Consider the following 26,370-nt stretch of genomic DNA (forward strand, 5'->3'; position numbering starts at 1 on the left):
TCAGGCCACCTCCTCGGTGTGGATGTCGGAGTGGTTGTCGGTCTGGGCCCGGTCTTGGGGGCTGTCGGTGCCGTGACCGGTCAGGGCGAGAAAGACCTCGTCCAGCGTCGGCTGCTGCACGTTGGCGGTGGTGATCGAGATGCCGGCGTGGCGAAGGCCGATGAGCACGTCGGCGGCTCGGTCGGCATCGGCCAGCGGTACGTTGACCCCGCCCGCCTCGGGAGTGAGCACCGGATGATCGCCGGTGACCTTCTCGACCACGGCGGCGGCCGTGGCGACCTGCGTCTTGTCGCTCAGGCGCAGGTGCAGCGTGGAGTTGCCGACGGAGGTCTTGAGCTGCTCCGAGGTGCCTTCGGCGACCTTGACGCCGCGGTCGATGACCGCGATCCGGTCGGCGAGCTGGTCGGCCTCGTCGAGGTACTGCGTGGTGAGCAGGACGGTGGAGCCGCCGGCGACCAGCGTACGGATGGTGTCCCACATCTGGCCCCGGGTGCGGGGGTCCAGGCCGGTGGTCGGCTCGTCGAGGAAGATCAGCGGCGGGCGGGACAGGAGCGAGGCGGCGAGGTCGAGGCGACGGCGCATGCCGCCGGAGAACTTCGAGATCTGCCGCTTGGCGGCCTCCTGGAGCCCGAAGGACTCCAGCAGCTCCTCCGAGGCGGCGCGGGCGGACTTGCCGGACATGCCCAGCAGGCGCCCGAAGAGGACCAGGTTCTCGGTAGCGGTGAGGTTCTCGTCGACGGAGGCGTACTGCCCCGTCACGCCGACGAGCTGACGAACCTGGTGGGGGTTCGCCTTGACGTCGACCCCGAAGATCTCCGCCTTTCCGGCATCGATCGGGAGCAGGGTCGCGAGCATCTTCAAGGTGGTGGTCTTGCCGGCGCCGTTGGGGCCGAGCACGCCGAAGACCTCTCCGCGGCGGATCTCGAGGTCGATCCCGTCGACCGCGGTGAAGTCTCCGAAGGTCTTGACCAGACCTGAGGCCGAGACGGCCAGTTCGGTGGTGGTTGTCATGCTCCCAGGGTGTGGGGCGCCGGTTTCAGGGCGCCTTCACCGTGGTTTCACGGCAGCCGGCCCGGTTTCAGTGGCCGGTTTCAGCGGGCGGCATCCAGGCGGGCGAGGACGTCGTCCAGGTCCTCGCCCACCACCAGCGACTCCGCGGGGGAGCCGTGCAGGAAGCCCGCCGCGGCGATGCGCTCCATCATCTCCACGAGCGGGTCCCAGAAGCCGTTGACGTTGAGCAGGCCGACCGGCTTCCCGTGCAGCGAGAGGGTCTGCCAGGTCCAGACCTCGAAGAGCTCCTCGAGGGTGCCGATCCCGCCGGGGAGCGCGAGGAACGCGTCGGCGCGCTCGGCCATGAGCGCCTTGCGCTCGTGCATCGTGTCGACCACGACCGTCTGCATCCCCGGCGCGCCTTCGACGCGACCCCACTCACGTTCGACCATGAACCGTGGGATCACGCCGAAGACCCTGCCGTCGCCGTCGATCGCGCCCTGGGAGATCTGGCCCATCAGGCCTCCGCCGCCCGCTCCGTAGACCAGCTCGATCTCGCGCTCGGCGAGGCCCTTGCCGACCTCGTAGGCCTTCTCCATGAGCGTCGGGTCGTTGCCGTCGCGGGAGCCGAGAAAGACCGCCAGATGCTTGATCATGGGCGTGAGGTTAGTCGTCGTCGGTGATCGCCTGGTTCGTCAACGCGCGGAAGCGCTCGTAGACGTCCTTGTCACCGGTGACCTGGATGCCCTCGTCGTCCCGCCGGCGCCAGAGCCAGGCGTCCAGGTCGGCCGCGGCGCCCTCGATGACCACGTCGGGCTCGGTGTCGCCGGGGATGGCCTCCGGGGAGACGACGCTGAGGTCGGGCTCGTCCTCCAGGCTGTCGCCGTTGGGGCGGGTGCCGGAGACGAGGCCGAGCTCGACCCAGGTCTGGGTGTCGGTGTCGACGGCGTCGACGCGTACGTACTGACCGCCGCCGGCGAACCTCGCCCAGTCGGGCTTGCCGCCGTAGAAGACGTCGAGGATCTCGTCGACCCCGTCGGCTGCCAGGGCCGGGTCGAGCGGCGTCACGTCGCCGGCGGTGAGCTCGGCGTCGAGGCGGTGGATGAGGATCTCGTGGGCCTGCCTGCGGTAGGTGAAGGCGGCGGTCTGGTCCGGCGACCAGGACCAGGTGGGCTCCTCGGGCCCGGTCTGCTCCAGGGTCTTGATGAACCTGGCGTTGAGGTCGTCGAAGTGGGCGAGCAGGTCCTGGTAGGTCGCATCCGCCGGGCGCTCCGGCTCGGAGTAGGTCTCGCTGGTGGGCTCGGCCGGCCGAGTCTCCAGGACGTACGTCCAGAAGTGCTGGACCTCGGCGGCGACGTGCCACAGCAGGTCCGCGGCGGTCCAGGCCGGTGCGGTCGGCACCGGGGCGGTGGGGTCCGTGTCTGCGAGTACGGCACGGAAGCGCGCCGACTCCGACCGGATGTGGTCGAGGTAGGCGGTGGGGGTGAGGCGGGTTGTCATGGAGCGAACACTAAGGGCCTGCGTCTCAATCTCCGAACGGGTTTTGCGACATACATGCAGACTGACGTATGTTCATGCACATGACGAAGAAGCGCGTCGCCGTCGCCGGTGCCAGTGGATATGCCGGAGGTGAGCTGCTCAGGCTGCTGCTGGCCCACCCCGAGGTGGAGATCGGCGCCCTGACCGCCGCCTCCAGCGCGGGCAAGACCCTGGGGAGCCTCCAGCCCCACCTGATCCCGCTCGCCGACCGAGTTCTGGAGCCCACCACCGCCGAGACCCTGGCCGGTCACGACGTCGTCTTCCTGGCGCTGCCGCACGGCGAGTCCGGCCCGATCGCGGCAGGCCTTCCCGATGACGTGGTCGTGATCGACTGCGGCGCCGACTTCCGGCTCGCCGACGCCGAGACGTGGACGAAGTTCTACGGCACCGACCACGCCGGCACCTGGCCCTACGGGCTCCCTGAGCTCCCCGGACAGCGGGCGGCGCTCGCCTCGGCCAGCCGGGTCGCGGTGCCGGGCTGCTTCCCGACCGTCTCCACCCTGGCCCTCGCCCCTGCGATCGAGGCCGGCATCGTCGAGCCCGAGGTCGTCGTGGTCGCCGCCACCGGCGCCAGCGGCGCGGGGAAGTCGTCCAAGCCGCACCTGATCGGTGCCGAGGTCATGGGCAACGTCAGCGCCTACGGCGTCGGCGGCGTCCACCGGCACACCCCCGAGATCGTCCAGAACCTCTCCGGACTCATCGACGGCGAGGTGTCGGTCTCCTTCACCCCGGTGCTGGTGCCGATGCCGCGCGGCATCCTGGCGACCTGCTCGGCGAAGCTCAATGACGGCGTGACGGCGGCCGATGCGCGTGCGGTCTTCGAGAAGGCGTACGCGGACGAGCCCTTCGTCCACCTTCTGCCCGAGGGCCAGTGGCCTCAGACCCAGGCCGTGCTCGGCTCCAACGCGGTCGTCCTCCAGTTGACCGTCGACGAGGCCGCCGGGCGGCTGGTCGTGGTCGGCGCCGAGGACAACCTCGCCAAGGGCACCGCCGGGGGAGCGATCCAGTGCATGAACCTCGCGCTCGGGCTCGACGAGACCATGGGTCTGACCACGGTGGGAGTGGCCCCGTGATCGATCTCGAGACCGTCGCCCACGAGCCGGGTCGGCCCGACCCAGCCAAGGCCCGCACGCTGGCCGGCGCCCTGCCGTGGCTGAAGGAGTATCACGGCAAGATCGTCGTGGTGAAGTACGGCGGCAACGCCATGACCGACGACAAGCTCAAGCGTGCCTTCGCCGAGGACATAGCCTTCATGCGGTTCGCCGGCTTCAAGCCGGTCGTCGTGCACGGCGGCGGCCCGCAGATCTCGAGCATGCTCGACCGGCTCGGCATCGAGTCGGAGTTCCGCGGCGGGCTGCGGGTGACCACCCCCGAGGCGATGGACGTGGTCCGGATGGTCCTGGTCGGCCAGGTGCAGCGCGAGCTCGTCGGGCTGATCAACGAGCACGGTCCGCTGGCCGTCGGGCTCTCCGGCGAGGACGCCGGACTCTTCACCGCCGAGCCGGCGAGCACCATCATCGACGGTGAGGAGATCGACCTCGGCCAGGTCGGCGAGGTCGTCGACGTACGTCCCGAATCGGTCCTCGACATCATCGAGGCCGGCCGGATCCCGGTCGTCTCCAGCGTGGCGCCCGACGTCGACGGCGCCGTGTACAACGTCAACGCCGACCGCGCGGCCTCGGCCCTGGCGGTCGCGCTCGAGGCGGAGAAGCTGCTGGTGCTGACCGACGTCGAGGGTCTCTACCTCGACTGGCCCGACCCCGAGGAGGTCATCGGGGAGATCAGTCCCGAGGCGCTGGAGGGCATCCTGCCCGAGCTGGCCAGCGGGATGATCCCGAAGATGAGCGCCTGCCTGGAGGCGGTCAAGGGCGGCGTCAAGCGCGCCACCGTCGTCGACGGCCGCGCCGAGCACGCCGTACTGCTGGAGCTGTTCACCGCCGAGGGGGTCGGCACCCAGGTGCTCCCCGGCGTCACCACCAAGACCCGCAAGGCAAGGGAGCTCGACAAATGACCACGTACTCTGAGCGCTACGCCGGCGCGCTGATGAACACCTTCGGCGCTCCCAAGCTGGTCCTCACCCGAGGCGAGGGTGCCCACGTGTGGGACGAGGACGGCAAGGAGTACGTCGACCTGCTGGCCGGCATCGCGGTCAACGCCCTCGGACACGCCCACCCGGCGCTGGTCTCCGCGGTGACCTCCCAGATGGAGTCCCTCGGCCACGTCTCCAACTTCTTCACCTCCCACCCCCAGGTGGAGCTGGCCGAGGCGCTGCTCGCCCGGGTCCCCGGCGGCGAGACCGGCCGGGTCTTCTTCACCAACTCCGGCACCGAGGCCAACGAGGCCGGCTTCAAGCTGACCCGGCGCACCGGGCGGACGCACATCGTCGCTGCCCAGGGCGCCTTCCACGGCCGCTCGATGGGCGCCCTGGCGCTGACGGCCAAGGAGGCCTACCGGAAGCCGTTCGAGCCGCTGCCGGGCGAGGTCACCTTCGTCCCCTACGGCGACGCTGCCGCGCTGGCAGCGGCCGTGACCGACGAGACCGCGGCGATCATCCTCGAGCCGATCCAGGGCGAGGCCGGCGTGATCGTGCCGCCCGCCGACTATCTCGCGGCTGCGCGGGCCGTGGCCGACGAGCACGGCGCGCTGCTCTGGCTCGACGAGGTGCAGTCCGGCCTGGGCCGCACCGGCCGCTGGTTCGCCCACGAGGCCTCCGGGGTCACCGCCGACATCGTCACCCTCGCCAAGGGGCTCGGTGGCGGCTTCCCGATCGGTGCGTGCATCGGTCTGGGCCGGGCCGCGACGCTCTTCGAGCCCGGCAACCACGGCACCACCTTCGGTGGCAACCCGGTCGCCTGCGCCGCAGGTCTCGCGGTGATCGACACCATCGAGGCGGACGGGCTCCTCGAGCACGTCACCGTGCTCGGCCAGAAGCTGCGCGACGGCCTCGCCGCCGACCCGCGGGTCGCCAGGGTCGACGGGGAGGGCCTCTTCATCGGAGTGGTCCTCGCCGGAATCGACTCGGGCGCTGTCGCCGTGGCCGCCCTCGAGGCGGGGTTCATCCTCAACAACGCGACGCCCGAGCGGATCCGGATCGTGCCGCCGCTCGTGCTCACCGAGGACGACGCCGAGAGCCTCCTGGCCGCCTGGCCGTCCATCCTCGACGCGGCCCAGGAAACGGGGGCGAGATGACCAGACACTTCCTCCGCGACGACGACCTCACCCCGGCCGAGCAGGCCGAGGTGCTGGCGCTCGCGGCAGCGATGAAGCAGGACCCCTACGCCGCCAAGCCGCTCGCCGGCCCGGTGACCGTGGCCACGATCTACGACAAGCCGACGCTGCGCACCCAGGCGTCGTTCTCCTCCGGGATCGCCGAGCTCGGCGGCCACTCGATGCTCGTCGACGGCCGCCTGGCCGGGATCGGCGAGCGGGAGTCCGTCGCCGACGTCGCCCGGGTCCTCGGCCGGCAGGCGGGCGAGATCGTGTGGCGTACGTTCGCGCAGACCGACCTCGAGCAGATGGCCGCCCACTCCGGGGTCCCGGTCGTCAACGCGCTCACCGACGAGTTCCACCCCTGCCAGCTGCTCGCCGACCTGCAGACGCTGCGTGAGCACAAGGGATCGCTGGCCGGCCTGACCGCGGCCTTCCTCGGCGACGCGGCCTGCAACATGGGCAACTCCTGGGCGCTGGCGGGCGCCACCGCCGGGATGCACGTCCGGTTCGGGGCGCCCGAGGGCTACGCGCCCGACGCGGAGGTGCTGGTCCGGGCCAAGGAGATCGCCGAGGAGACCGGCGGCTCGGTCACCGTGACCTCGGACCCGGTCGCGGCGGCAGCCGGGGCCGACGTACTCATCACGGACACCTGGGTCTCGATGGGCAAGGAGAGCGAGGCGGCCGCGCGGGTCGCGGTGTTCTCGCCCTACGCGCTCACCACCGACCTCCTCGGCCACGCCGACCCCGAAGCTGTTGTGCTGCACTGCCTGCCCGCCTACCGCGGCAAGGAGATCGAGGCCGAGGTGCTCGACGGTCCGCGCAGCCTGGTGTGGGACGAGGCGGAGAACCGGCGCCACGCCCAGAAGGCGATCCTGGCCTTCCTGTGGGAGCGACGATGACCACCAACGAGACGCAGCGGCCGGCGACCAAGGGGGCGCGCCAGTCCCTGATCGTGGACATCATCTGGAGCAAGGAGATCCGGTCCCAGACCGAGCTCTCCGAGGCGTTGTTCGCCCACGGGGTCAACGTCACCCAGGCGACGCTCTCGCGTGATCTGGACGAGCTCGACGCGGTGAAGGTGCGGGCGCCTTCGGGCGCGCTGGTCTACGCGGTCCCCGGTGAGGGTGGCGACCGCACGGCGGTCGCCCCGGGGGAGTCGGCCAGCGGACGCAGCAAGCTCGGCCGACTCGCCCGAGAGCTCCTGGTGAGCGCCGACGGCAGCGGCAACCTCGTGGTGCTGCGTACTCCTGCAGGGGGTGCCCAGTACTTCGCCTCCGCGATCGACCGGGCCGAATATCCCGACATCCTCGGCACCATCGCCGGCGACGACACCGTGCTCGTCATCGGCCGCGAGCCCAAGGGCGGCGCAGCGCTCGTCAACCGCTTCCTCAGCCTCGCCGGCAAGACCACAGACATTCCGTAAGTTTCAGAGCAAGGAGCAACATCTCGTGAGCAAGGTCCTGACCTCCCTTCCCAAGGGTGAGCGCGTCGGCATCGCCTTCTCCGGAGGTCTCGACACCTCCGTGGCGGTCGCCTGGATGCGCGACAAGGGCGCGGTTCCGTGCACCTACACCGCCGACATCGGGCAGTACGACGAGCCCGACATCTCCGGCGTCCCGGACCGCGCGATGGCCTACGGCGCCGAGATCGCCCGCGCCATCGACATCAAGCCGCAGCTCGTCGAGGAGGGCCTGGCCGCACTCGCCTGCGGTGCCTTCCACATCCGCTCCGGTGGCCGTGCCTACTTCAACACCACGCCTCTGGGGCGTGCGGTGACCGGCACCATGCTGGTGCGGGCCATGCAGGCCGACAACGTCAACATCTGGGGCGACGGGTCGACCTTCAAGGGCAACGACATCGAGCGGTTCTACCGCTACGGCCTGATGGCCAACCCCGAGCTGCGCATCTACAAGCCGTGGCTCGACGCCGACTTCGTCCACGAGCTCGGTGGACGCCACGAGATGTCGGAGTGGCTGGTCGCGCACAACCTGCCCTACCGCGACTCCACCGAGAAGGCGTACTCCACCGACGCCAACATCTGGGGCGCCACCCACGAGGCCAAGACCCTGGAGCACCTCGACGTCTCCCTGGAGACGGTCGAGCCGATCATGGGCGTGAAGTTCTGGGACCCGTCCGTCTCCATCGAGACCGAGGACGTCTCGGTGACCTTCGTCGAGGGCCGCCCGGTGGCGATCAACGGAACGTCCTACTCCGACCCCGTCGCGCTCGTCTACGAGGCCAACGCGATCGGCGGTCGCCACGGCCTGGGCATGTCGGACCAGATCGAGAACCGGATCATCGAGGCCAAGTCCCGCGGCATCTACGAGGCGCCGGGCATGGCGCTGCTGTGGGCGGCGTACGAGCGGCTGCTCAACGCGGTGCACAACGAGGACACCATGTCCAACTACTACAACGAGGGCCGCAAGCTCGGCCGGCTGCTCTACGAGGGCCGCTGGCTCGACCCGCAGGCGCTGATGCTGCGCGAGTCGATCCAGCGCTGGATCGCCTCGCTGGTCTCGGGCACGGTCACCCTGCGGCTGCGCCGGGGTGAGGACTACACCGTGTTGAACACCGAGGGCTCGCACTTCTCCTACCACCCCGAGAAGCTCTCCATGGAGCGCGTCGAGAACGCCGCCTTCGGCCCCGTCGACCGCATCGGCCAGCTCACCATGCGCAACCTCGACATCGCCGACTCGCGCTCCAAGCTGGAGATCTACGCCGGCCACCCCCTCGACCAGGGCACCGTGCTCGTCGAGAACGGCACCCTCTTCGGCGAGCTGCCCGCCGGCGGCTTCGACCGCATCGCGGCGACCGACGGCAAGCCCATCGCCGTGCTGCCGGTCGAGGAGCAGGTCCTGGACGAGAGCGTCCTGGACGAGGCCGCACTGGAGGCGGGCAACGACTGATGTCGAACACACCTGCCAACACCACCAACGAGGGCAAGCTCTGGGGCGGCCGGTTCGCCGGTGGTCCGTCGCCGGAGCTCGAGGCGCTCTCGCGCTCGACGCATTTCGACTGGCGGCTGGCGCTCTATGACATCGCCGGGTCCCACGCCCACGCGAAGGCGCTGGGCGCGGCCGGGCTGCTCACCGGCGACGAGGAGAACGAGATCCACCGGGGTCTGGACGTCCTCGCCGACCGGTTCACCGCCGGACGGCTGCTTCCGGCTGCCTCGGACGAGGACGTACACGGTGCGCTGGAGCGGCTGCTCATCGAGGAGATCGGTCCCGACGTCGGGGGCAAGCTGCGGGCCGGGCGCTCGCGCAACGACCAGATCGCGACCCTCTTCCGGAGCTATCTGCTCGACCACGAGCGGGTGCTGCGGGGGCTCGTGCTCGATCTCATCGACGCGCTCGCGGCGCAGGCCGACGAGAACATGGGCGCGATCATGCCGGGACGTACGCACCTCCAGCACGCCCAGCCGGTGCTGCTCTCCCACCACCTGATGGCCCACGCCTGGTCGCTGCTGCGCGACGTCGACCGGCTCAACGACTGGCAGAGCCGGGTCGTGTGCGACTCGCCGTACGGGTCCGGGGCGCTCGCGGGGCAGTCGCTCGGCCTCGACCCCGAGCTGGTCGCCTCCGAGCTCGGTTTCACTGGTTCGAGCGCCAACTCGATCGACGGGACGGCTTCGCGCGACTTCGTCGCCGAGTTCGCCTACGTGTGCGCTCAGATCGGGGTCGACGTCAGTCGGATCGCCGAGGAGATCATCCTGTGGGCGACCAAGGAGTTCGACTTCGTCACGCTGCACGACTCGTGGTCGACGGGGTCGAGCATCATGCCGCAGAAGAAGAACCCCGACATCTCCGAGCTCGCCCGCGGCAAGGCCGGACGACTGGTCGGCAACCTGACCGGGCTGCTGACGACGCTGAAGGCGCTGCCGCTGGCGTACAACCGCGACCTGCAGGAGGACAAGGAGCCGGTCTTCGACTCCCTGGACACCCTCGAGGTCCTGCTCCCGGCCTTCACCGGCCAGGTCGCGACGCTGGTCTACAACACCGACCGGATGGCAGAGCTCGCCCCTCAGGGCTTCTCGCTGGCCACCGACATCGCCGAGTGGCTGGTCCGGCAGGGCACGCCGTTCCGGATCGCGCACGAGCTCGCCGGCGCCTGTGTCCAGGCGGCGGAGAAGCGCGGCGTGGAGCTGGACGCGCTCACCGACGAGGAGTTCGCGACGATCTCGCCGGCGCTGACTCCAGACGTACGCCTGGTGCTGACCATCGAGGGGTCGGTCGCATCCCGCGACGGCCGCGGTGGCACCGCTCCCGACCGGGTCGCCGAGCAGCTCGCCGAGCTCCGGGCCAAGGCAGCCGGGTTCCGTACGTCGTAGTGCTCGCGAGCCTGTTGAACCAGCGCCCCGAGGTGACCGCTCCGCGGCTCCTCGGGGCGACGCTGTCCTTCGACGGCGTGAAGGTGCGACTCACCGAGGTCGAGGCGTACGCGGCCGACGATCCCGGCTCGCACGCCTTCCGAGGCGAGACGAACCGCAACCGGGTGATGTTCGGGCCGCCAGGGCGGCTCTATGTCTACTTCACCTACGGGATGCACCACTGCGCCAACCTGGTCTGCCACCCGGAGGGCGAGCCCGGCGCGATCCTGCTGCGTGCCGGCGAGATCATCGAGGGGATCGAGATCGCCCGGGAACGACGTGGAGCGGTACGCGACGTCGATCTCGCCCGGGGACCCGCGCGACTCTGCTCGGCGCTCGGGATCGACCTGACGATGGACGGGACCACCGACTTCGAGCTGGACCTGGCGCCGGCCGACACGTGGGCGGGGATCGAGGTCGCGGCCGGGCCGCGCGTCGGGCTGCGTCTCGCTCCGGACCGTCCCTGGCGGTTCTGGGTCGCAGGCGACCCGACGGTGTCGCCCTACCGGCCGGCGAAAGCCCTCCGATACTGACCGGACGGGCCGATGACCGTCCACAGGCCCGGTTCGGACCGCGGTTCTCCACAGGCCGCATCGGCCCGGGCGGAACTGTCGGTGACCCTGATCAGGATGGTGGTCGGAGGTGATCGAGATGACGGTCGCAAGGGTAGAGAAGGAGCCATCACCGGACGATGGCGAGCGGATGGGGCCGGCCGGCGGGCTGGCGACGGTCAACGAGGTGCGGTTGATCGGCAGGCTGTCGCTGGCCGCTGAGGAGAAGGAGCTGCCGAGCGGAGATCAGCTGACCGCGTTCCGGGTGGTCGTCAACAGGCCGCGCGACAAACGCCGGGGGAGCCGGGTGCAGATCGACGCGCTCGAGTGTCACACCTGGGTCGCCCGGGTCCGGCGAGCGGCGATGACCTGGCAGGTCGGAGACGTCATCGAGGTCAACGGCTCCCTGCGTCGCCGGTTCTTCAAGACCGGCGGCCGGCTGCAGTCGATGACCGAGGTGGAGGTCTCGTCGGCCAGACGGGTGAGCCGGGCAGCCGCCGCGGCCAGGCAGGCGAGCTAGTGGCGCGACTTCTCCAGCCGTGCCGAGTCCAGGAGGCGGATGAGCACGCCGGGGTGCGGCTTGGGCTGGAAGGAGGTCGCCTTCTCGGGGAGCAGCTGCCCGATCGAGGCGGAGGAGAGGATGGTGTCGAAGGTCGGTGCCGCCAGCAGCACGGCGACGTCGCGACCCGGGCGGGCCCGCTTCAGCGCGGCGTCGACCTGGTGGGCGTGCAGCACCCGCGACGGCTGCCGGCGCAGCTCGGGGAGGACGCGGTCGTGCAGATAGCCGACATCACCGGTGATCGGGGTGTTGGCGGTGTCGACGTCGAGGGTCGCCCAGCCGCGGCCGTCGCTGAGCACGATGACACCAGGTCCGAGCCGGCTCAGGGCGGCGTCGCGGCTGCCGGCGGTCCACTCGGCGCCGACGGACTCGGCCGCGGCCCGTAGGTCGCGCAGGTTCACCCCGGCCAGCACCCGATGGATCGCGCCGAGCTGCAACGGCGTGTCGTCCTGGTCGATCAGCATCGCCAGGCCGAAGTCGGTCGCGGCGCCGTCGCCGGGCTCGGCGAGCCCTTGGAGCTCGGCGTACGCCGCGTAGCGGTGGTGTCCGTCGGCGATCAGTGCCTGCTGGCTCGCCCATGCCTTGCGCAACTGCCCGATCAGCGCCTCGTCGGTGATCGCCCAGACGCGATGGTGCTGGCCGCCGTGGTCGTCGTACTGCTCCTCGGGCGTGCCGCTCTGCACCCGGTCGAGGAGCGCCGCGATGCCGTCGGGCGCGTGGTAGGTGAGCAGGATCGGCGCCGGGTGCACCCGCATCTGCCGCATCCGCGAGGCGAGCTGCTCGGCCTGGGCGGTGCGTACGCCCTCGTGGGGGATCACTGCGGCGTCAGCGGGGTCGTCGGTGCGGTGCGAGACGTCGAGGATCCCGACGACGCCACGCACGGTGATCCCGGCGGCGGTGTACTCGTGGAGGTAGAGCGCGAGGTCCTGGTGCTGGCGCAGATCGCCGCGCGCCAGCCATGAGCTGATCCGGGAGGCGACCCCTCGATAAGGGCGGGAGTAGAGCCGTGCGGAGGTCGGGTCCCCGATCCGTGAAGGGGCCAGCGAGAGCGCTCGAAACGGCTCCAGGCGCAGCGGACGCCCGAGGTACGGCGCCCTGACCACACCCGTATCGTCCATCCGCACATCGTAGGGTCACACTGGTGCCATTCGCCGAACCCCCGACTCAGAGAAGGAACTTCGTGTGCTGACCGGCCATCAGTTGAAGGGCTCAGCCCAGCCGCTCGCCGCCGCCCATGACGTGGCGATGCTCGACCTCGACGGCGTGGTCTACATCGGGGGCACAGCGGTCCGGCGCGCCCCCGAGTCGCTCGCCGCGGCGCGCGAAGCCGGGCTCAGGCTGGCGTTCATCACCAACAACGCCGCCCGGCCTCCGGCCAAGGTCGCCGAGAACATCCGCAACCTGGGGATCGAGGCGACCGCCGAGGACGTGGTCACCTCCGCCCAGGCTGCTGCGCGTGTCCTGGCCGAGCGGCTCGCCCCGGGGGCGAAGGTCGTCAACCTGGGCGCCGCGGGCCTGCGTGAGCCGCTCGAGGCCGCCGGCCTGGTGCCGGTGGCCGTCGACGAGGACGCCGAGGCGATCGTCACCGGCTACAACCCCGAGCTGCTGTGGAAGGACATCCTCCGCGCGGCCGTGCGGATCAAGGACGGGCTCTTCTGGGTCGCCAGCAACACCGACATGACCTTCCCGGCGGCCTACGGGATCGCGCCGGGCCACGGCGTCCTGGTCGACACGCTGCGCCGATTCTCGGGCGTCGAGCCGGTCGTGGCGGGGAAGCCGTCGCGACCCCTGCTGGAGGAGACCATCCGGCGCACCGAGGCCGATCACCCGCTGATGGTCGGCGACCGGCTCGACACCGACATCGAGGGCGGTCGCAACGCCGGCATCGACACGCTGCTGGTGCTCACCGGCGTCACCGGGCTCGAAGACCTCGTCGCGGCCGAGCCGCGGCGACGGCCCTCCTACATCTCCGCCGACCTGGGCGGGCTGCTGGAGACCCACGCGGCGCCGGAGATCGACGGCACGACCGCGCGGCTCGGCGGCTGGACGGCAGAGGTACGCGACGGAGAGCTGCAGGTCACCGGCGAAGGGAGCCCCGACGACTGGTGGCGAGTGGCCGCGGCCAGTGCCTGGGCACACCTGGACGCCACCGGATCGGTGGCCACGATCGGTGCACAGGCCGTGCCGCCTGGCCCGGATGCCGACGGCGGGACGGTAGTCTCAGCCCCATGAGCGAGCAGCATTTCGACGAGACTCCGGCTGAGGCCTCGGCCGGGCTGGGTGGCGCGGGCATGGCGCCGCACACCGGTGTCGCCCGCGTCGACGCGGTGCTCGAGACGCTCGACCGGCTCGACGAGCTTCCGTTGGCCGAGCACGTCGGCGTCTTCGAGGCCGCTCACACCGAGCTGCGTCGCGCCCTGGACCCCGACACCGGGGCCCACGACGCGATGGCCCGGATCGCCGCGGCCTCCGGCGAGTCCCAGCCGACCGACCAGCCCTGAGAGGCGAGCGCATGCCTCCTCGCCGCCTGCGTCTCGACGCCGAGCTGGTCCGGCGCAAGCTGGCCCGGTCCCGCGAGCACGCCAGCGAGCTGATCGCCGCCGGCCGCGTCACGGTCTCGGGCAACCGAGCCACCAAGCCGGCCACAGGCGTCACCACCGACGTCGCGATCGTGGTCACCGAAGACCCCGACCGTCCCGACTTCGTCTCCCGCGGCGGCCACAAGCTGGCCGGCGCGCTCGCGGCGTTCGAACCGCTCGGACTCTCGGTCAAGGGCCGCCGCTGTCTGGACGCCGGCGCGTCGACCGGCGGGTTCACCGACGTACTCCTGCGCAACGAGGCCCGGCAGGTCGTCGCCGTCGACGTCGGCTACGGCCAGCTCGCCTGGCGGCTGCAGCAGGACGAGCGGGTCGTCGTCCACGACCGCACCAACATCCGCGACCTCTCCCTCGACGTGGTCGGCGAACCCGTCGACGTCGTCGTCGGTGATCTCTCGTTCATCTCCCTCGAGCTCGTTCTGGACGCGCTGATCCGGGTGACCAGTCCCGACGGTGACCTGGCGCTGATGGTCAAGCCCCAGTTCGAGGTCGGCAAGGACCGGGTCGGCAAGGGTGGCGTGGTCCGCGACCCCGTCCTGCGGGCCGAGGCCGTCAACGCCGTCGCCGCGGCCGCCGCGAGACGCGGCTGGGGCGCACGCGCGGTCACCACCAGCCCGCTCCCGGGCCCCTCGGGCAACGTCGAGTTCTTCCTGTGGCTACGCCGAGGGGAGGCCACCGTCACCGAGGCTGAGATCGAGGAGGCCGTGCGCGAGCAGCGCGGCCTGGAGAGCCCCGCCACCGGGGATGTGTCGGTGCCGTCTGAGAAGGTTGATCCGTGAGCGAGCGCCAGCGAGTGAACCGACCGATCAACACGCGAGCGCGTCCGTATTATCGCGCTTGCGCTACGGGGGTGCTCGCGTGACCGATGCCGACGCCCCTGGCGTGGACCCAGCTCCCGTGGACGCAGCCGAGGTTCGGCGCGTCCTCATGCTCATCCACACCGGGCGGGAGGAGGCCCGCGAGGTCGGTCTCGCCTGTGCCAAGTCGCTCGCGGTCCACGGCATCGTGGTCCGCGTGCTGGCCAGCGAGGCCGCCGACCTGGGCATCGACCCGGCGGCGTACGAACCGAAGCTCGAGCTCGCCACCGACGAGGACGACGCGAGTCGCGACTGCGAGCTGGCGCTCGTCATCGGCGGAGACGGCACCATCCTGCGCGCGGCCGAGATCGTCCAGCCCCACCGCACCCCGGTCCTCGGGGTCAACCTCGGCCATGTCGGGTTCCTGGCCGAGGCGGAGTACGACGACGTCGAGTCGACGATCGAGGCGATCGTTCAGCGTCGCTACACCTCCGAGGACCGCCTCGCGCTCGAGGTCAGCGTCTTCGAGGACGGTCAGAAGGTCTTCCGTACGTTCGCGGTCAACGAGGCCAGCGTCGAGAAGGCCGCGCGCGAGCGGATGCTCGAGGTCGTCGTCGAGATCGACGGCCGGCCGCTGTCGAGGTGGGGCTGCGACGGCGTCGTCTGCGCGACCCCGACCGGCTCGACGGCCTACAACTTCTCCGCCGGCGGCCCGGTCGTGTGGCCCGGCGTCGAGGCGCTGCTGCTGACCCCGATCAGCGCCCACGCGCTCTTCGCGCGGGCCATGGTGGTCGCGCCGACCTCGGTGCTGGCCGTCGAGGTCATCTCACGGGCCGACGGCGCCGGCGTGCTCTGGTGCGACGGCCGGCGTTCCTACGACCTGGGCCCGGGTGCCCGGATCGAGGTCACCCGGGGGGTGGAGCCTGTCAGACTCGTTCGCCTGCACCAGGCCCCGTTCACGGATCGTCTGGTGCGGAAGTTCGGACTGTCTGTGGAGGGATGGCGAGGCGCCGCGGAACGGCGTCCGTTCAGGATGAACGGAGGCGAGAATGCTTGAGGAGATCAGGATCTCCGGACTCGGGATCATCGAGTCCTCGACCCTGGAGCTCGGACCAGGGCTGACCGTGGTGACCGGTGAAACCGGCGCGGGCAAGACCATGATCGTGACCGCGCTCGGGTTGCTGCTCGGCGGCCGCGGCGACGCCGGCTCGGTCCGCAAGGGCAAGAAGGCGGCCCGCGTCGAGGGCGTCATCGATGCCCGGTCGCTGCCCGGCGTCGTCGAGGCGACAGAGGAGGCCGGGGGAGAGGTCGAGGAGGGCCGCGTCCTGGTGGCGCGCACCGTCGCGGCCGAAGGCCGAGCGAGGGCGTACGTCGGGGGAGCGACCGTCCCGGTGGCGACCCTCGGCTCGGTGACCTCACCGCTGGTCGCGGTCCACGGCCAGTCCGACCAGCACCGGCTGCTGCAGCCACGCGCGCAGCGCGACTCGCTGGACCGCTTCGGCGGCGACGCGGTTGCCAAGCTCATCGCGGCCTACAGCGAGATCCACGCCGAGCTCCGAGCCGTCGAGCAAGAGCTCGACGAGGTCACCACCCACGCCCGCGAGCGGGCGCAGGAGGCCGACCTGCTCCGCTTCGGCCTCGGTGAGGTCGAGGAGGTCTCACCGGAGTCCGGCGAAGATGTCACCCTCGCTCAGGAGGAGGAGAAGCTCGGCTACGCCGACACGCTGCGCACCGCCGCCGAGCAGGCCCGCGAGGCGCTCTCCTCGGAGGTCGACGCCCCCGACGCGCTGGGCGCCATCTCCGCCGCGCGCCAGGCTCTCGACGGCGTCCGCGATCACGACCCCGACGCCGCCTCCCTGGCCGACCGTCTCGCGGAGGTCTCCTACCTGCTCTCCGACCTGGCCGCCGACGTCGCCTCTTACGCGACCGCGATCGAGACCGATCCGGCCCGGCTCTCCGTGGTCTCCGAGCGCCGCGCGGCGCTGACCGCGCTGACGAGGAAGTACGGCGAGACCATCGACGAGGTGCTCGCCTGGGCCGAGACCGGCGCCAAGCGCCTGCTCGAGCTCGACTCCGACGACGACCGGATCGAGGAGCTCCGCCGAGAGCGCACCCGGCTGCGAGCCGCCCTCGCAGACGCCGGCCTGGCGCTGTCGGCCGCCCGCACCGAGGCGGCCGGCGCTCTGGCCGAGGCGGTCAGCGATGAGCTCACCGGACTGGCGATGCCGCACGCGCGACTGGTGGTCGACGTACGCCAGAAGGAGACCGACGCGCCCGCATCGGAGGACGAGCCGCACGCACCGCTGAAGGTCGGTTCGGGCAAGAACCACCGCTGGCTGCGCTACGGCTCCAACGGCCTCGACGAGGTCGAGCTGCTGCTGGCCGCCAACACCGGCTCGGAGCCGCGCCCGCTCCACAAGGGCGCCTCCGGCGGTGAGCTCTCCCGGGTGATGCTGGCGATCGAGGTCGTCCTCGCGGCCACCAGCCCGGTCCCGACCTTCGTCTTCGACGAGGTCGACGCCGGCGTCGGCGGCACCGCCGCGGTCGAGATCGGCCGTCGTCTGGCCCACCTCGCCCGCACCGCCCAGGTCCTGGTCGTCACCCACCTGCCCCAGGTCGCCGCGTTCGCCGACCACCATGTCGCCGTCGAGAAGACCAGCGACGGCGTGGTCACCAGCTCCGGCCTCACCGTCCTCGACGACGAGTCCCGCGAACGCGAGCTCTCCCGCATGCTGGCGGGGCTGACGGCCTCCGACACCGCCATCGCGCACGCCCGCGAGCTCCTCGAGGTGGCCCGCGCGGCGAAGGTCTGATCCCGCCGAAACCTCAGTTCTGGCGACCCGAGTCGGTCGTTGTGGCGAACGACACATGCCACAACGACCGACTCGGCCGCCAAACGTACGCATTCGGCCGCCACAACGACCGACTCGCCGGATCGGAGATCCGGGGACGCGCACAGGCGACGGGGGAGGATTGGCGGGACATGAGACTGCCTACTCGCCAGATTCCCTCCGTACTGCCAGGCATCCGCGGCACGCTCCGCGCGGGGCGGCCGACCAGGGCGCTGATCCCGCGGCTCAAAGAGGGCGACATCGCGGTGATCGACCATGTCGACCTGGACCGGAGCACCGCGCTGGCGATCGTGGCCAAGGGCGTCATCGCCGTGGTCAACGCCCAGCCGATGGTCTCGGGCCGCTACCCGAACCGGGGTCCGCAGACGCTGGCCGACGCCGGGATCGAGCTGATCGACAAGATCGGCGAGGCGGGGATCGAGAAGCTGGTCGACGGGCGGAAGGCGCGGATCCTCGACGGCGAGATCTTCGACGGCGAGCAGCTGCTGACCTCGGGCCGTGCGCTCGACCAGGAGTCCCTCGACAAGGACCTCGAGGACGCAAAACGGGGCCTGAGCTCCCACCTGGACCTCTTCACCCACAACAGCAGCGAGCTGCTCAAGCGCGAGGAGGAGGTGCTGCTGCACGGCAACGGCGTACCTCCTCTCGACACGCCGCTGGCCGGCCGGCCCGTCGTGGTGGTCGCCGACCATCCCGACCTGGACCGGCTCCTCGGTGACCTCGCCGGCTTCTTGCGCGAGCAGCGCCCGGCCATCATCGCGGTGGGTCCCGCGGCGAAGAGGCTGACCAAGAAGCAGGTACGCCACGCCGTGGTCGTCCTGGGCCCGGACACCGACAGCTACCCGGAGCCGAAGGTGCTCACCAGCGCCGCCGAGGTCGTCCTCGCGCCCGGCGCCTCCGCGAGCGAGAACGCCACCGAGCTCCTGGACCGGATCGGCGTGCAGCCGAAGCGGTTCGAGTCCGCCCTCGCCCCCGAGGACGCCGCCCTCCTGGTCGCCTATGCCCAGCACCCCTCACTGGTGGTCGGGGCGGGGCTGAGCACCACGCTGACCGACTTCCTCGAGGACCAGCGCCCGGGCCTGGCCGGCACCTACCTGACCCGGCTCGCGCTCGGGCCGACGCTGATCGACGCCTCCGCGGTCCCGGCGGTACGCCGAAAGGAGCCCCGCGGCCGTCGCCTCGTCCTTCCGCTCCTGGCCGCGGTGACGGCGCTGGCGATCGGCGTACCGGCCGGCATCTGGGCCGCCGACCACGACCTCACCGCGATCGGCACGGGGATCGTGAACAGAGCCGACGACGGAGCCGCGGCGAGCCCCGCCTCCGGCGAGAGCGAGACGAAGAGCGCGAAGGAGCCGCAGCAGAGCGCCGAGGCCCAGTTCGTCGCCGAGGCCGGCGACGCGCTCCTGCCCGGCACGCTCACCGGCCAGAAGGTCGCGGTCGTCACCCTCCCCGGCGCCGACCAGAAGACGGTCGCCGCGCTCACCGGCAACATCGAGACGGCCGGCGGCGAGACGACGGGAGTGCTCGACGTACGGCCGAACCTGCTGGACCCTGACCGCAAGCAGTACGTCGACAGCCTGGCCACGCAGCTGGTCAAGCAGCTGGGTCGCGGTGACGCGGGACAGGCGACCTATCAGCGGATGGGCCAGGTGATCGGGGAGACCTACGCCGGCACGAAGCCGCCCACCGCGTTCGACCAGCCCGCCAAGACCGCCGCTGTGGCGTTGCTCACCGGCGACCTGGTCAAGGCCCAGGGACGACCGACCGGACCGGCCGGTCTCGTCCTGGTCGTCCTCGGTGAGGACAGCGAGGACACGACCGCGGTCGAGGGTCTGGTCGAGGGCCTCGGTGCGACCACGAAAGGGCTGGTCGTGACGGCACCCACGGGCTCCGAGGACCTCGAGACGCTCCGCGCCAACGGCTGGCCGGGCTGGTTCGCGTCGGTCGACGGCATCGAGACGACCACCGGTCAGGTCGCCGCTCCGCTCGCGCTGTCTCGACAGCGGAGTCAACAAGGTGGCGATTTCGGTGCGTCAGGTTTCGGCGGCCTGCTGAAGCGTTGATAGGATTGAGGCCCATGAAGTCGGCGAGCTTGACCAAGCACATTTTTGTCACCGGGGGCGTCGCCTCCTCATTGGGAAAGGGCCTGACGGCATCGTCCCTCGGCCGTCTTCTCCGTTCGCGTGGCCTGAGCGTGACCATGCAGAAGCTGGACCCGTACCTCAACGTGGACCCCGGCACGATGAACCCGTTCCAGCACGGTGAGGTCTTCGTGACCAACGACGGCGCCGAGACCGATCTCGACATCGGCCACTACGAGCGGTTTCTCGACACCGACCTGGTCGGCCACGCCAACGTGACCACCGGGCAGGTCTACTCCAACGTGATCGCCAAGGAGCGACGCGGCGACTACCTCGGCGAGACCGTCCAGGTGATCCCGCACATCACCGACGAGATCTCCGAGCGGGTCCTGGCCATGCACGGCCCCGAGATCGACGTGGTGATCACCGAGATCGGCGGCACGGTCGGCGACATCGAGTCGCTGCCGTTTCTCGAGGCGGCCCGACAGGTGCGCCAGCGCCTCGGCCGCGACAACGTCTTCTTCGTGCACGTCTCCCTGGTGCCCTACATCGGCCCGTCCAAGGAGCTCAAGACGAAGCCGACCCAGCACTCGGTGATGGCGCTGCGCCAGATCGGCATCCAGCCCGACGCCATCGTGTGCCGCGCCGACCGCGAGCTGCCCGAGGGCATCAAGCGCAAGATCGCGCTCATGTGCGACGTCGACGAGGACGCCGTGGTGACCGCCGCCGACGCCCCGAGCATCTACGACATCCCGAAGGTGCTCCACCGCGAGGGCCTGGACGCCTATGTCGTACGCAAGCTCGATCTGCCCTTCCGCGACGTCGACTGGGCGCTGTGGGAGGACCTGCTCCGCCGGGTGCACCACCCCAAGGAAGAGCTGACCATCGGCCTTGTCGGCAAGTACATCGACCTGCCCGACGCCTACCTGAGCGTCGGCGAGGCGCTCCGCGCCGGCGGTTTCGCCAACGAGGCCAAGGTCAACATCCGCTGGATCCCCTCCGACGAGTGCGAGACCCCCGAGGGTGCCGCCAAGAACCTCCACGATGTCGACGCGGTCTGCGTCCCCGGCGGCTTCGGCATCCGCGGCCTGGAGGGCAAGCTCGGCGCGCTGACCTACACCCGCACGCACCAGATCCCCACGCTCGGCCTGTGCCTCGGCCTGCAGTGCATGGTCATCGAGTACGCCCGCAACGTGCTCGGCCTGGAGAAGGCCGACTCCACCGAGTTCGACGCCGAGACCCCCGAGCCCGTCATCGCCACGATGGAGGAGCAGAAGGCGTACGTCGAGGGCGCGGGCGACCTCGGTGGCACCATGCGCCTGGGGCTCTACCCCGCCGAGCTCAAGAAGGGCTCGATCGCGGCCGAGGTCTACGGCGAGACCTCCATCGAGGAGCGCCACCGCCACCGCTACGAGGTCAACAACGCCTACCGCGACCAGCTGGAGGACGCCGGCCTGGTCTTCTCCGGCCTCTCGCCCGACAACCAGCTCGTCGAGTTCGTCGAGCTGCCCCGTGACGTACATCCCTACTACGTCTCCACCCAGGCTCACCCCGAGCTCCGCTCGCGGCCGACCCGCCCGCACCCGCTCTTCGCCGGGCTGGTGAAGGCGGCCCTCGACCGGCAGAAGGAGCAGCGGTTCCCGATCGACGAGACCAACCTGCGCCGCGAGGTCAGCGAGGTCGAGCTGCCGGAGACGGCCGACGCCTGATCATCAGCACTGACTCAGCGCTGACGCCTGAGCAGTAGCTGACAGAGCCCCTGGGGCCAGCATGTGCCGGGCCCAGGGGCTCTGCGTCTGTGTGTCAGCGACGTACCTCGCCGGACGGCTTCACCTCGCCGCGCCACGCACCGGTCTCGGTGCCGCGGTTCTCGATGAAGTCCTTGAACCGCTCGAGGTCGCCCTTGGCCCGCATGTCGACGATCTTGAGCAGGTCACCGGTCTTCTCGACCGCGCCCTCGGGCTCGTACTCCAGGTGAAGCGTCACCTGGGTCGACTTCGCCATCGCGTCCGGGGTGAACGAGACGGTGCCCTTGTTCGTGGCACCCTCGACGGCACGCCAGGTGATGCGCTCATCGGGAACCTGGTCGACGATCTCGGCGTCCCACTCGCGGGTCACGCCGCCGATCTCGGCCTTCCAGTGCAGATGCTTGTCGTCGAGCTGGCGGACCGACTCGACGCCCTCCATGAACTGGGGGAACGACTCGAACTGGGTCCACTGGTCGTACGCGGTGCTGACCGGGACCGCGACCTGGACGCTCTTCTCGATGGTGCTCATGTCGTGTCTCCTCTCGATTGCGTACGACACGAGAGGTACCCGGCGTCCTCGCGGGCCATACGTTCTGGCGGCCCGGATTCTGCCGCGGTCACAACGCGCGAGCCGCGACCTGCCGCGAGTGTACGTCGGCCATGCGGATCACCGTCTGCCGGACGAACGGAACCAGCGTGTCGCCCTCACAGGCGGCGCGTGCGTCCGCGGCGACGTCCTCACCGGCCTGGACCGGGTAGAAGCGGAGCTGGAGCCCGTAGGCGAGCAGCCCGCCACCCCTGATGTCGGCGACGGCGTCGAGATATCGCTGCGCATACGGCGCCAGGATCTCCTCCTGGCCGGGGCGCCAGAACGCCGAGCTCAGGGCGTACCCACCGTCGGTGCGCGGCAGCCGGCGCTCGATCATGCTCACCTGCCAGGCCTCCTCCTTGGCCTCCGCGAGCGGCTGCGCCGTGCGTACGCCGAGGGCACTGACCCACGACTCGGGATCCGGGTCGCGCGCCTCCAGGGCTGCGACGGCCTCGGCGTCGTAGTCACCCGTCTCGGCGCGCCGGCCGAGCAGCCGCCAGGCAACCTGTACGTCCTCGGCGGCCCCTCGCTCGGCCAGCGCGAGCTGCTCGGGCGTGGAGGCGTGCGAGGCGAGCACGCGCAGGGCGGTGTCGCGGTTGGCCGGGTCCTCGGCGAGCACCGCGGCCGCTGCGGCGACCAGCGCGCGCTGCTCGGCGACCCGCTCGGGCGCCGTCCACAGCTCGGCAGCGGTGACGGCCATGCTCAGGAACTCGCCGGTGACCTGCGGGTTGCGCTCGGTCTCGAGGACCGAGAGGACGCGCGAGACGACCTCGGGGCCGGCGATCTCGCCGCGGAACAGGGCGGTCCAGGCGCTGTTGACCGCGACCGCCCGCGCCACCGCATCGGGTAGCCGGCCGGCGTTCTGGCCGAGCCAGGCTTCGCTGGCCTCGTCCGAGCGCACCGCCGCGAAGGTCACGTCGGTCGCGTTGACCAGGTGCGCGGCGGCATCGGGGAGCGAGACCGCGACGGGCTCGCCCGCCACGGTGACCGCAGTGGTGGCGAGCAGGGCGCCGGAGTCGTCGTAGGAGGCGATGTCGAGCCGGTGGGGACGTACGGTGCCGTCGGGGCTGGTGACCGAGACCTTGCCGTCGGCGAGGGTGATCACGTCGGTGCCGGCGTGGTCGAGCCACGCGGTGGTCCAGGCGGAGAGGTCCTTGCCCGCGGCCGCTCCGAAGGCGCCCATCAGGTCGTCGAGGACGGTGTTGCCGTAGGCGTGCTCGGCGAAGTAGGACTGCAGCCCGGCGAGGTAGGCCTCCTCGCCGATGTAGGCGTGCAGCTGCTGGAGCACGGCCTGGCCCTTCATGTAGGTGATCGCGTCGAAGTTGGCCATCGCGACGTCGACGCTGGGCACCACGCCCCGGATCGGGTGGGTGGCGGGCGTCGCGTCGATGTCGTAGCCCGCCTTCTTCTCGGTCAGCGCGATCGACGCCCACACGTCGGCGTGGTCGGGAAGCGCGGCCGAGGCCCACACGGCCGCCCACGAGGCGAAGGCCTCGTTGAGCCACAGGTCGTCCCACCAGCGCATCGTGACCAGGTCGCCGAACCACATGTGCGCCATCTCGTGGAGGACCACGTTGGTGCGCTCGGTCCGGTCGGCGTGGGTCGGTGCGGTGCGGAAGAGGAACACGTCGCTGTGGGTGACCGCACCCCAGTTCTCCATCGCGCCGCCCATGTCGGGCACGAAGATCTGGTCGTAGCGGCGCTGCGGGAACGGCATCCCGAACTTGGTGCCGAACCAGGCCAGCCCGTGCTCGGTCACGTGCAGGATCTCCTCACGGTCGCGCTCGAGCTGGCTGCGCAGCGACTGACGGGCGTACAGGCCCAGGTCGTAGCCGCCGCGGTCCTCGCGAACCTCGACGAACGGTCCGGCGTTGACCACCACGACGTACGTCGAGAGCGGGGGAGTGTCCTCGAAGACCCAGGTCCGCGCGCCGGCCGCCGGGTCCGAGACGCTCGCGGGCGCGGAGTTGGACAGCACCGTCCACTGCTCGGGGGCGCTCACGGTGAACCCGTGCACGGCCTTGAGGTCGGGCTGGTCGAAGCAGGCCCACAGCCGGCGAGCGTCGTCGGGCTCGAAGGAGGTCCACACGTAGACGTTGCCGTCGGAGGGGTCGACGGTGCGCAGCACGCCCTCGGAGGAGGCGGTGTCGGACTGGGAGGCGGTCACGACCAGGGTGTTGGTCTCGGCGAGGTCCTCCAGCGGGATCCGGCCGGCGCTGATCGTGGCGAGGTCGAGCTCCGTGCCGTTGAGCGTGGCCGCGCTGACCTCGGCCACGCAGTCGACGAACGTGCTCGAGCCCGGGGTGGCGGAGAAGGTGATCGTGGAGACGCTGGAGAGCGTCTCGCCCTCCAGCAGGCCGGTCATGTCGAGCGAGATGTCGTAGCGCTCGACGGTGACCGTGGCGGCCCGCGCGGCCGCCTCCTCCTGGGTGAGTGAGGCAGGGGCGGCGGGGGAGGTGGCAGACATGAGCCGAGGGTAGCCTCGGGCCATGACATCGGACGCACGAATTTCCGACTCGCCCGTGCCGCTGGACCAGGGACCGCTCACCGAGTGGGACGCCCCGGAGCGCTGGCCGGTCGCCTCGAGCGAGGACCTCCACCGTGACGGCTGGGTGGTCGCGCTGCGCGCCGACCGGATCAACCGCCCCGGTCACGAGGACGAGGAGCCGTTCCGTCGCCTGGTGGTCGAGCACCCGGGTGCCGCGGTCGTGCTGGCGCTGGACGAGGAGGAGCGGGCCCTGGTGATCACCCAGTACCGCCATCCCGCGAAGCGGCGCTTCGTGGAGCTGCCGGCCGGCCTGATCGACTACCCCGGCGAGGACCCGCTCGAGGTCGCGGTGCGCGAGCTGCGTGAGGAGGTGGCCCACGAGGCGGCGGAGTGGACGCCGCTGCTCTCGACGTACGCCTCACCGGGGCTCACCGAGGAGGTCCACCACTTCTTCCTCGCCCGCGGCCTCACCGCCAGCGACCGCGACGGCTTCGAGCTCGAGCACGAGGAGGCCGAGATGAGCGTCCACTGGGTGCCCTTCGAGGAGCTTCTGGAGGCCGTGCTGGACGGTCGGGCGACCGACTCGCCGGTCGTCCAGGCCGTGCTTGCGTATGCGGCTCTCAAGTCTCGTGGCAGAGTCTGATCAGGGGGTCTGGTCAGGACCGAGCGACGTGATTTTGGTGACGTGCGCCACACCGGGTTAGACATGCCGCGTCAGGCGGCGCACATCCGGCTGACCCGTAGACCCACGGACCACCACATTCACGGGCCATCACATGAAGGGCAGGGCAATGAGAATCGGCGTACCCAAGGAAGTCAAGAACCACGAGTACCGGGTGGCGATCACCCCCTCGGGCGTTCACGAGCTGGTGGCCAACGGCCACGAGGTCTTCGTCGAGGCAGGTGCCGGCGTCGGCTCCTCGATCCCCGACAGCGACTACGCCGCGGTCGGCGCCAAGATCCTCGGCGATGCCGACGAGACCTGGGGCAACGCCGACATGGTGCTCAAGGTCAAGGAGCCGGTCGCGGAGGAGTATCACCGCCTGCGCGAGGGCCTGACCCTGTTCACCTACCTCCACCTGGCCGCCGACAAGCCGCTGACGCAGGAGCTGCTGGCCAAGAAGGTCACCGCGATCGCGTACGAGACCGTCGAGCTGCCCAACCGGGCGCTGCCGCTGCTCTACCCGATGTCGGAGGTCGCCGGCTGCCTGGCGCCCCAGGTCGGCGCCTACAACCTGCTCAAGGCCCAGGGCGGCCGCGGCACCCTGATGGGTGGTGTCGGCGGTGTCGCCAACGCCAAGGTCGTCATCATCGGTGCCGGCGTCTCCGGGCAGAACGCCGCCAACATCGCCCTCGGCATGGGCGCGGACGTCACGCTGCTCGACACCGACCTGGAGAAGCTGCGGATGTCGTTCTGGCGCTACTCCAACCAGGTCCACGGGCTCGCGTCGAACAAGCTCGCGCTCGAGGAGCAGGTGCTCGCGGCCGACCTGGTCATCGGCGCCGTGCTGATCCCGGGGGCGGCCGCGCCGAAGCTGGTCAGCAACGACCTGGTCTCGCGGATGAAGCCGGGCTCGGTGCTGGTCGACATCGCGATCGACCAGGGCGGCTGCTTCGAGGACTCCCACGCCACCACCCACGCGGACCCGACCTACCAGGTCCACAACTCGACCTTCTACTGCGTGGCCAACATGCCCGGCGCGGTGCCCAACACCTCCACCTACGCCCTGACCAACGCGACCATGCCGTACGCCGTCGCCCTGGCCAACAAGGGCTGGCAGCAGGCGTTGCGTGAGGACGCTGCGCTCGCCAAGGGCCTCAACACCCACGCCGGCCAGCTCACCTACGGGCCCGTCGGCGAGGCGGTCGGGATCGACTCCGTCGCGCTCGCAGACGTGCTCGGCTGATCGCCTCAGGAGTCACAGCAGTCACGCCGTACAGGCAGTTCCGGCACTTCTCAGGCAATGCAATGCCTGAGAAGTGCCGGAATACCCGGTTAA

At 70.7% G+C, this 26,370-nt stretch carries 24 protein-coding genes; 18 read left to right on the forward strand and 6 right to left on the reverse strand.

Going from position 1 to position 26,370, the window contains the following annotated elements; all coding sequences use genetic code 11:
- The 3 genes from ABTX24_RS10795 to ABTX24_RS10805 form a co-directional block, all read right to left on the reverse strand.
- Nucleotides 1-1,011, reverse strand: a complete 1,011-nt coding sequence (locus tag ABTX24_RS10795; RefSeq protein ID WP_350839447.1) for an ATP-binding cassette domain-containing protein — start codon at nt 1,009-1,011, stop codon at nt 1-3.
- A gap of 80 nt (nt 1,012-1,091) precedes the next feature.
- On the reverse strand, nt 1,092-1,646 hold the full coding sequence (locus ABTX24_RS10800; protein ID WP_160023816.1) for an LOG family protein: 555 nt from the start codon (nt 1,644-1,646) through the stop codon (nt 1,092-1,094).
- Between the two features lie 10 nt (nt 1,647-1,656).
- On the reverse strand, nt 1,657-2,490 hold the full coding sequence (locus ABTX24_RS10805; protein WP_350839449.1) for a maleylpyruvate isomerase family mycothiol-dependent enzyme: 834 nt from the start codon (nt 2,488-2,490) through the stop codon (nt 1,657-1,659).
- A 74-nt stretch (nt 2,491-2,564) separates the two neighbouring features.
- Here ABTX24_RS10805 and argC point away from each other — a divergent pair, with 74 nt between their 5' ends.
- The 9 genes from argC to ABTX24_RS10850 all read left to right on the forward strand — a co-directional run bounded on the left by argC (nt 2,565) and on the right by ABTX24_RS10850 (nt 11,179).
- Nucleotides 2,565-3,602, forward strand: a complete 1,038-nt coding sequence (gene argC / locus ABTX24_RS10810; protein WP_502890864.1) for an N-acetyl-gamma-glutamyl-phosphate reductase — start codon at nt 2,565-2,567, stop codon at nt 3,600-3,602.
- Nucleotides 3,599-4,540 carry an acetylglutamate kinase gene (gene argB / locus ABTX24_RS10815; RefSeq protein WP_400462467.1) on the forward strand — a complete coding sequence of 314 codons (942 nt, stop codon included), beginning with the start codon at nt 3,599-3,601 and terminating at the stop codon, nt 4,538-4,540. Before argC ends, argB begins: the two co-directional genes overlap by 4 nt.
- Nucleotides 4,537-5,718 (forward strand): acetylornithine transaminase, encoded by a 1,182-nt coding sequence (locus ABTX24_RS10820; protein WP_350839453.1) that lies wholly within the window; start codon nt 4,537-4,539, stop codon nt 5,716-5,718. Before argB ends, ABTX24_RS10820 begins: the two co-directional genes overlap by 4 nt.
- Nucleotides 5,715-6,638, forward strand: coding sequence for an ornithine carbamoyltransferase (gene argF / locus ABTX24_RS10825; protein ID WP_350839455.1), 924 nt, complete (start codon nt 5,715-5,717; stop codon nt 6,636-6,638). Before ABTX24_RS10820 ends, argF begins: the two co-directional genes overlap by 4 nt.
- Entirely contained in the window at nt 6,635-7,162 is a 528-nt protein-coding gene (locus ABTX24_RS10830; RefSeq protein WP_160023788.1) for an arginine repressor, read from the forward strand. Before argF ends, ABTX24_RS10830 begins: the two co-directional genes overlap by 4 nt.
- 25 nt (nt 7,163-7,187) lie before the next feature.
- Nucleotides 7,188-8,645, forward strand: coding sequence for an argininosuccinate synthase (gene argG, locus ABTX24_RS10835; RefSeq protein ID WP_350839457.1), 1,458 nt, complete (start codon nt 7,188-7,190; stop codon nt 8,643-8,645).
- Nucleotides 8,645-10,069 carry an argininosuccinate lyase gene (argH, locus tag ABTX24_RS10840; protein ID WP_350839459.1) on the forward strand — a complete coding sequence of 475 codons (1,425 nt, stop codon included), beginning with the start codon at nt 8,645-8,647 and terminating at the stop codon, nt 10,067-10,069. Before argG ends, argH begins: the two co-directional genes overlap by 1 nt.
- A 32-nt stretch (nt 10,070-10,101) precedes the next feature.
- Entirely contained in the window at nt 10,102-10,641 is a 540-nt protein-coding gene (locus tag ABTX24_RS10845) for a DNA-3-methyladenine glycosylase (RefSeq protein WP_502890874.1), read from the forward strand.
- 118 nt (nt 10,642-10,759) lie between these two features.
- On the forward strand, nt 10,760-11,179 hold the full coding sequence (locus ABTX24_RS10850; protein ID WP_160023780.1) for a single-stranded DNA-binding protein: 420 nt from the start codon (nt 10,760-10,762) through the stop codon (nt 11,177-11,179).
- On the opposite strand, the gene ABTX24_RS10855 is transcribed toward ABTX24_RS10850, so the two are convergent.
- Nucleotides 11,176-12,336, reverse strand: coding sequence for a DUF1015 family protein (locus ABTX24_RS10855; protein WP_160023778.1), 1,161 nt, complete (start codon nt 12,334-12,336; stop codon nt 11,176-11,178). The genes ABTX24_RS10850 and ABTX24_RS10855 overlap by 4 nt on opposite strands.
- A gap of 64 nt (nt 12,337-12,400) precedes the next feature.
- On the opposite strand from ABTX24_RS10855, the gene ABTX24_RS10860 reads away from it, so the two are divergent.
- From ABTX24_RS10860 to pyrG, 7 genes are all read left to right on the forward strand, one after another.
- Nucleotides 12,401-13,450: an HAD-IIA family hydrolase gene (locus ABTX24_RS10860; RefSeq protein ID WP_350839463.1), complete on the forward strand. Its 1,050-nt coding sequence runs from the start codon at nt 12,401-12,403 to the stop codon at nt 13,448-13,450.
- Nucleotides 13,447-13,719, forward strand: a complete 273-nt coding sequence (locus tag ABTX24_RS10865; RefSeq protein ID WP_350839465.1) for a molybdopterin-binding protein — start codon at nt 13,447-13,449, stop codon at nt 13,717-13,719. The genes ABTX24_RS10860 and ABTX24_RS10865 overlap by 4 nt, the downstream gene beginning before the upstream one ends.
- 11 nt (nt 13,720-13,730) lie before the next feature.
- The gene (locus ABTX24_RS10870; protein WP_160023772.1) at nt 13,731-14,594 is read left to right on the forward strand and encodes a TlyA family RNA methyltransferase; all 864 of its coding nucleotides are present in this window, start codon (nt 13,731-13,733) and stop codon (nt 14,592-14,594) included.
- Nucleotides 14,595-14,673: 79 nt separating this feature from the next.
- Entirely contained in the window at nt 14,674-15,669 is a 996-nt protein-coding gene (locus ABTX24_RS10875) for an NAD kinase (protein WP_457164480.1), read from the forward strand.
- A complete protein-coding gene (gene recN / locus ABTX24_RS10880) occupies nt 15,662-17,425 on the forward strand; it encodes a DNA repair protein RecN (protein ID WP_160023768.1) in 1,764 nt (587 codons plus the stop codon). The genes ABTX24_RS10875 and recN overlap by 8 nt, the downstream gene beginning before the upstream one ends.
- A 170-nt stretch (nt 17,426-17,595) precedes the next feature.
- Complete coding sequence (gene steA, locus ABTX24_RS10885; RefSeq protein WP_350839467.1) at nt 17,596-19,527, forward strand: putative cytokinetic ring protein SteA; 1,932 nt, start codon at nt 17,596-17,598, stop codon at nt 19,525-19,527.
- Between the two features lie 14 nt (nt 19,528-19,541).
- Nucleotides 19,542-21,254, forward strand: a complete 1,713-nt coding sequence (pyrG, locus tag ABTX24_RS10890; protein WP_160023764.1) for a CTP synthase — start codon at nt 19,542-19,544, stop codon at nt 21,252-21,254.
- A 94-nt stretch (nt 21,255-21,348) separates the two neighbouring features.
- Here the strand turns inward: pyrG and ABTX24_RS10895 are convergent, their stop codons facing one another.
- Nucleotides 21,349-21,822 (reverse strand): SRPBCC family protein, encoded by a 474-nt coding sequence (locus ABTX24_RS10895; protein ID WP_350713890.1) that lies wholly within the window; start codon nt 21,820-21,822, stop codon nt 21,349-21,351.
- A gap of 88 nt (nt 21,823-21,910) precedes the next feature.
- Entirely contained in the window at nt 21,911-24,349 is a 2,439-nt protein-coding gene (gene pepN, locus ABTX24_RS10900; protein WP_350839469.1) for an aminopeptidase N, read from the reverse strand.
- Nucleotides 24,350-24,371: 22 nt separating this feature from the next.
- Between pepN and ABTX24_RS10905 the strand changes: the two genes are divergently transcribed.
- Nucleotides 24,372-25,013 carry an NUDIX domain-containing protein gene (locus tag ABTX24_RS10905; protein ID WP_350839471.1) on the forward strand — a complete coding sequence of 214 codons (642 nt, stop codon included), beginning with the start codon at nt 24,372-24,374 and terminating at the stop codon, nt 25,011-25,013.
- A 148-nt stretch (nt 25,014-25,161) separates the two neighbouring features.
- Nucleotides 25,162-26,277 carry an alanine dehydrogenase gene (gene ald / locus ABTX24_RS10910; RefSeq protein WP_160023758.1) on the forward strand — a complete coding sequence of 372 codons (1,116 nt, stop codon included), beginning with the start codon at nt 25,162-25,164 and terminating at the stop codon, nt 26,275-26,277.
- Nucleotides 26,278-26,370 lie beyond the last annotated feature (93 nt).

The sequence above is a fragment of the Nocardioides sp. NPDC127514 genome (genome assembly GCF_040302125.1).
GTDB lineage: Bacteria > Actinomycetota > Actinomycetes > Propionibacteriales > Nocardioidaceae > Nocardioides.

Excerpts from the sequence above, each read along its gene's own strand:
- ABTX24_RS10795 (WP_350839447.1), bottom strand. The coding sequence starts at position 1,011 with ATGACAACCACCACCGAACTGGCCGTCTCGGCCTCAGGTCTGGTCAAG.
- ABTX24_RS10800 (WP_160023816.1), bottom strand. The coding sequence starts at position 1,646 with ATGATCAAGCATCTGGCGGTCTTTCTCGGCTCCCGCGACGGCAACGAC.
- ABTX24_RS10805 (WP_350839449.1), bottom strand. The coding sequence starts at position 2,490 with ATGACAACCCGCCTCACCCCCACCGCCTACCTCGACCACATCCGGTCG.
- argC (WP_502890864.1), top strand. The coding sequence starts at position 2,565 with ATGCACATGACGAAGAAGCGCGTCGCCGTCGCCGGTGCCAGTGGATAT.
- ABTX24_RS10820 (WP_350839453.1), top strand. The coding sequence starts at position 4,537 with ATGACCACGTACTCTGAGCGCTACGCCGGCGCGCTGATGAACACCTTC.
- argF (WP_350839455.1), top strand. The coding sequence starts at position 5,715 with ATGACCAGACACTTCCTCCGCGACGACGACCTCACCCCGGCCGAGCAG.
- ABTX24_RS10830 (WP_160023788.1), top strand. The coding sequence starts at position 6,635 with ATGACCACCAACGAGACGCAGCGGCCGGCGACCAAGGGGGCGCGCCAG.
- argH (WP_350839459.1), top strand. The coding sequence starts at position 8,645 with ATGTCGAACACACCTGCCAACACCACCAACGAGGGCAAGCTCTGGGGC.
- ABTX24_RS10850 (WP_160023780.1), top strand. The coding sequence starts at position 10,760 with ATGACGGTCGCAAGGGTAGAGAAGGAGCCATCACCGGACGATGGCGAG.
- ABTX24_RS10855 (WP_160023778.1), bottom strand. The coding sequence starts at position 12,336 with ATGGACGATACGGGTGTGGTCAGGGCGCCGTACCTCGGGCGTCCGCTG.
- ABTX24_RS10865 (WP_350839465.1), top strand. The coding sequence starts at position 13,447 with ATGAGCGAGCAGCATTTCGACGAGACTCCGGCTGAGGCCTCGGCCGGG.
- ABTX24_RS10870 (WP_160023772.1), top strand. The coding sequence starts at position 13,731 with ATGCCTCCTCGCCGCCTGCGTCTCGACGCCGAGCTGGTCCGGCGCAAG.
- recN (WP_160023768.1), top strand. The coding sequence starts at position 15,662 with ATGCTTGAGGAGATCAGGATCTCCGGACTCGGGATCATCGAGTCCTCG.
- steA (WP_350839467.1), top strand. The coding sequence starts at position 17,596 with ATGAGACTGCCTACTCGCCAGATTCCCTCCGTACTGCCAGGCATCCGC.
- pyrG (WP_160023764.1), top strand. The coding sequence starts at position 19,542 with ATGAAGTCGGCGAGCTTGACCAAGCACATTTTTGTCACCGGGGGCGTC.
- ABTX24_RS10895 (WP_350713890.1), bottom strand. The coding sequence starts at position 21,822 with ATGAGCACCATCGAGAAGAGCGTCCAGGTCGCGGTCCCGGTCAGCACC.
- pepN (WP_350839469.1), bottom strand. The coding sequence starts at position 24,349 with ATGTCTGCCACCTCCCCCGCCGCCCCTGCCTCACTCACCCAGGAGGAG.
- ABTX24_RS10905 (WP_350839471.1), top strand. The coding sequence starts at position 24,372 with ATGACATCGGACGCACGAATTTCCGACTCGCCCGTGCCGCTGGACCAG.
- ald (WP_160023758.1), top strand. The coding sequence starts at position 25,162 with ATGAGAATCGGCGTACCCAAGGAAGTCAAGAACCACGAGTACCGGGTG.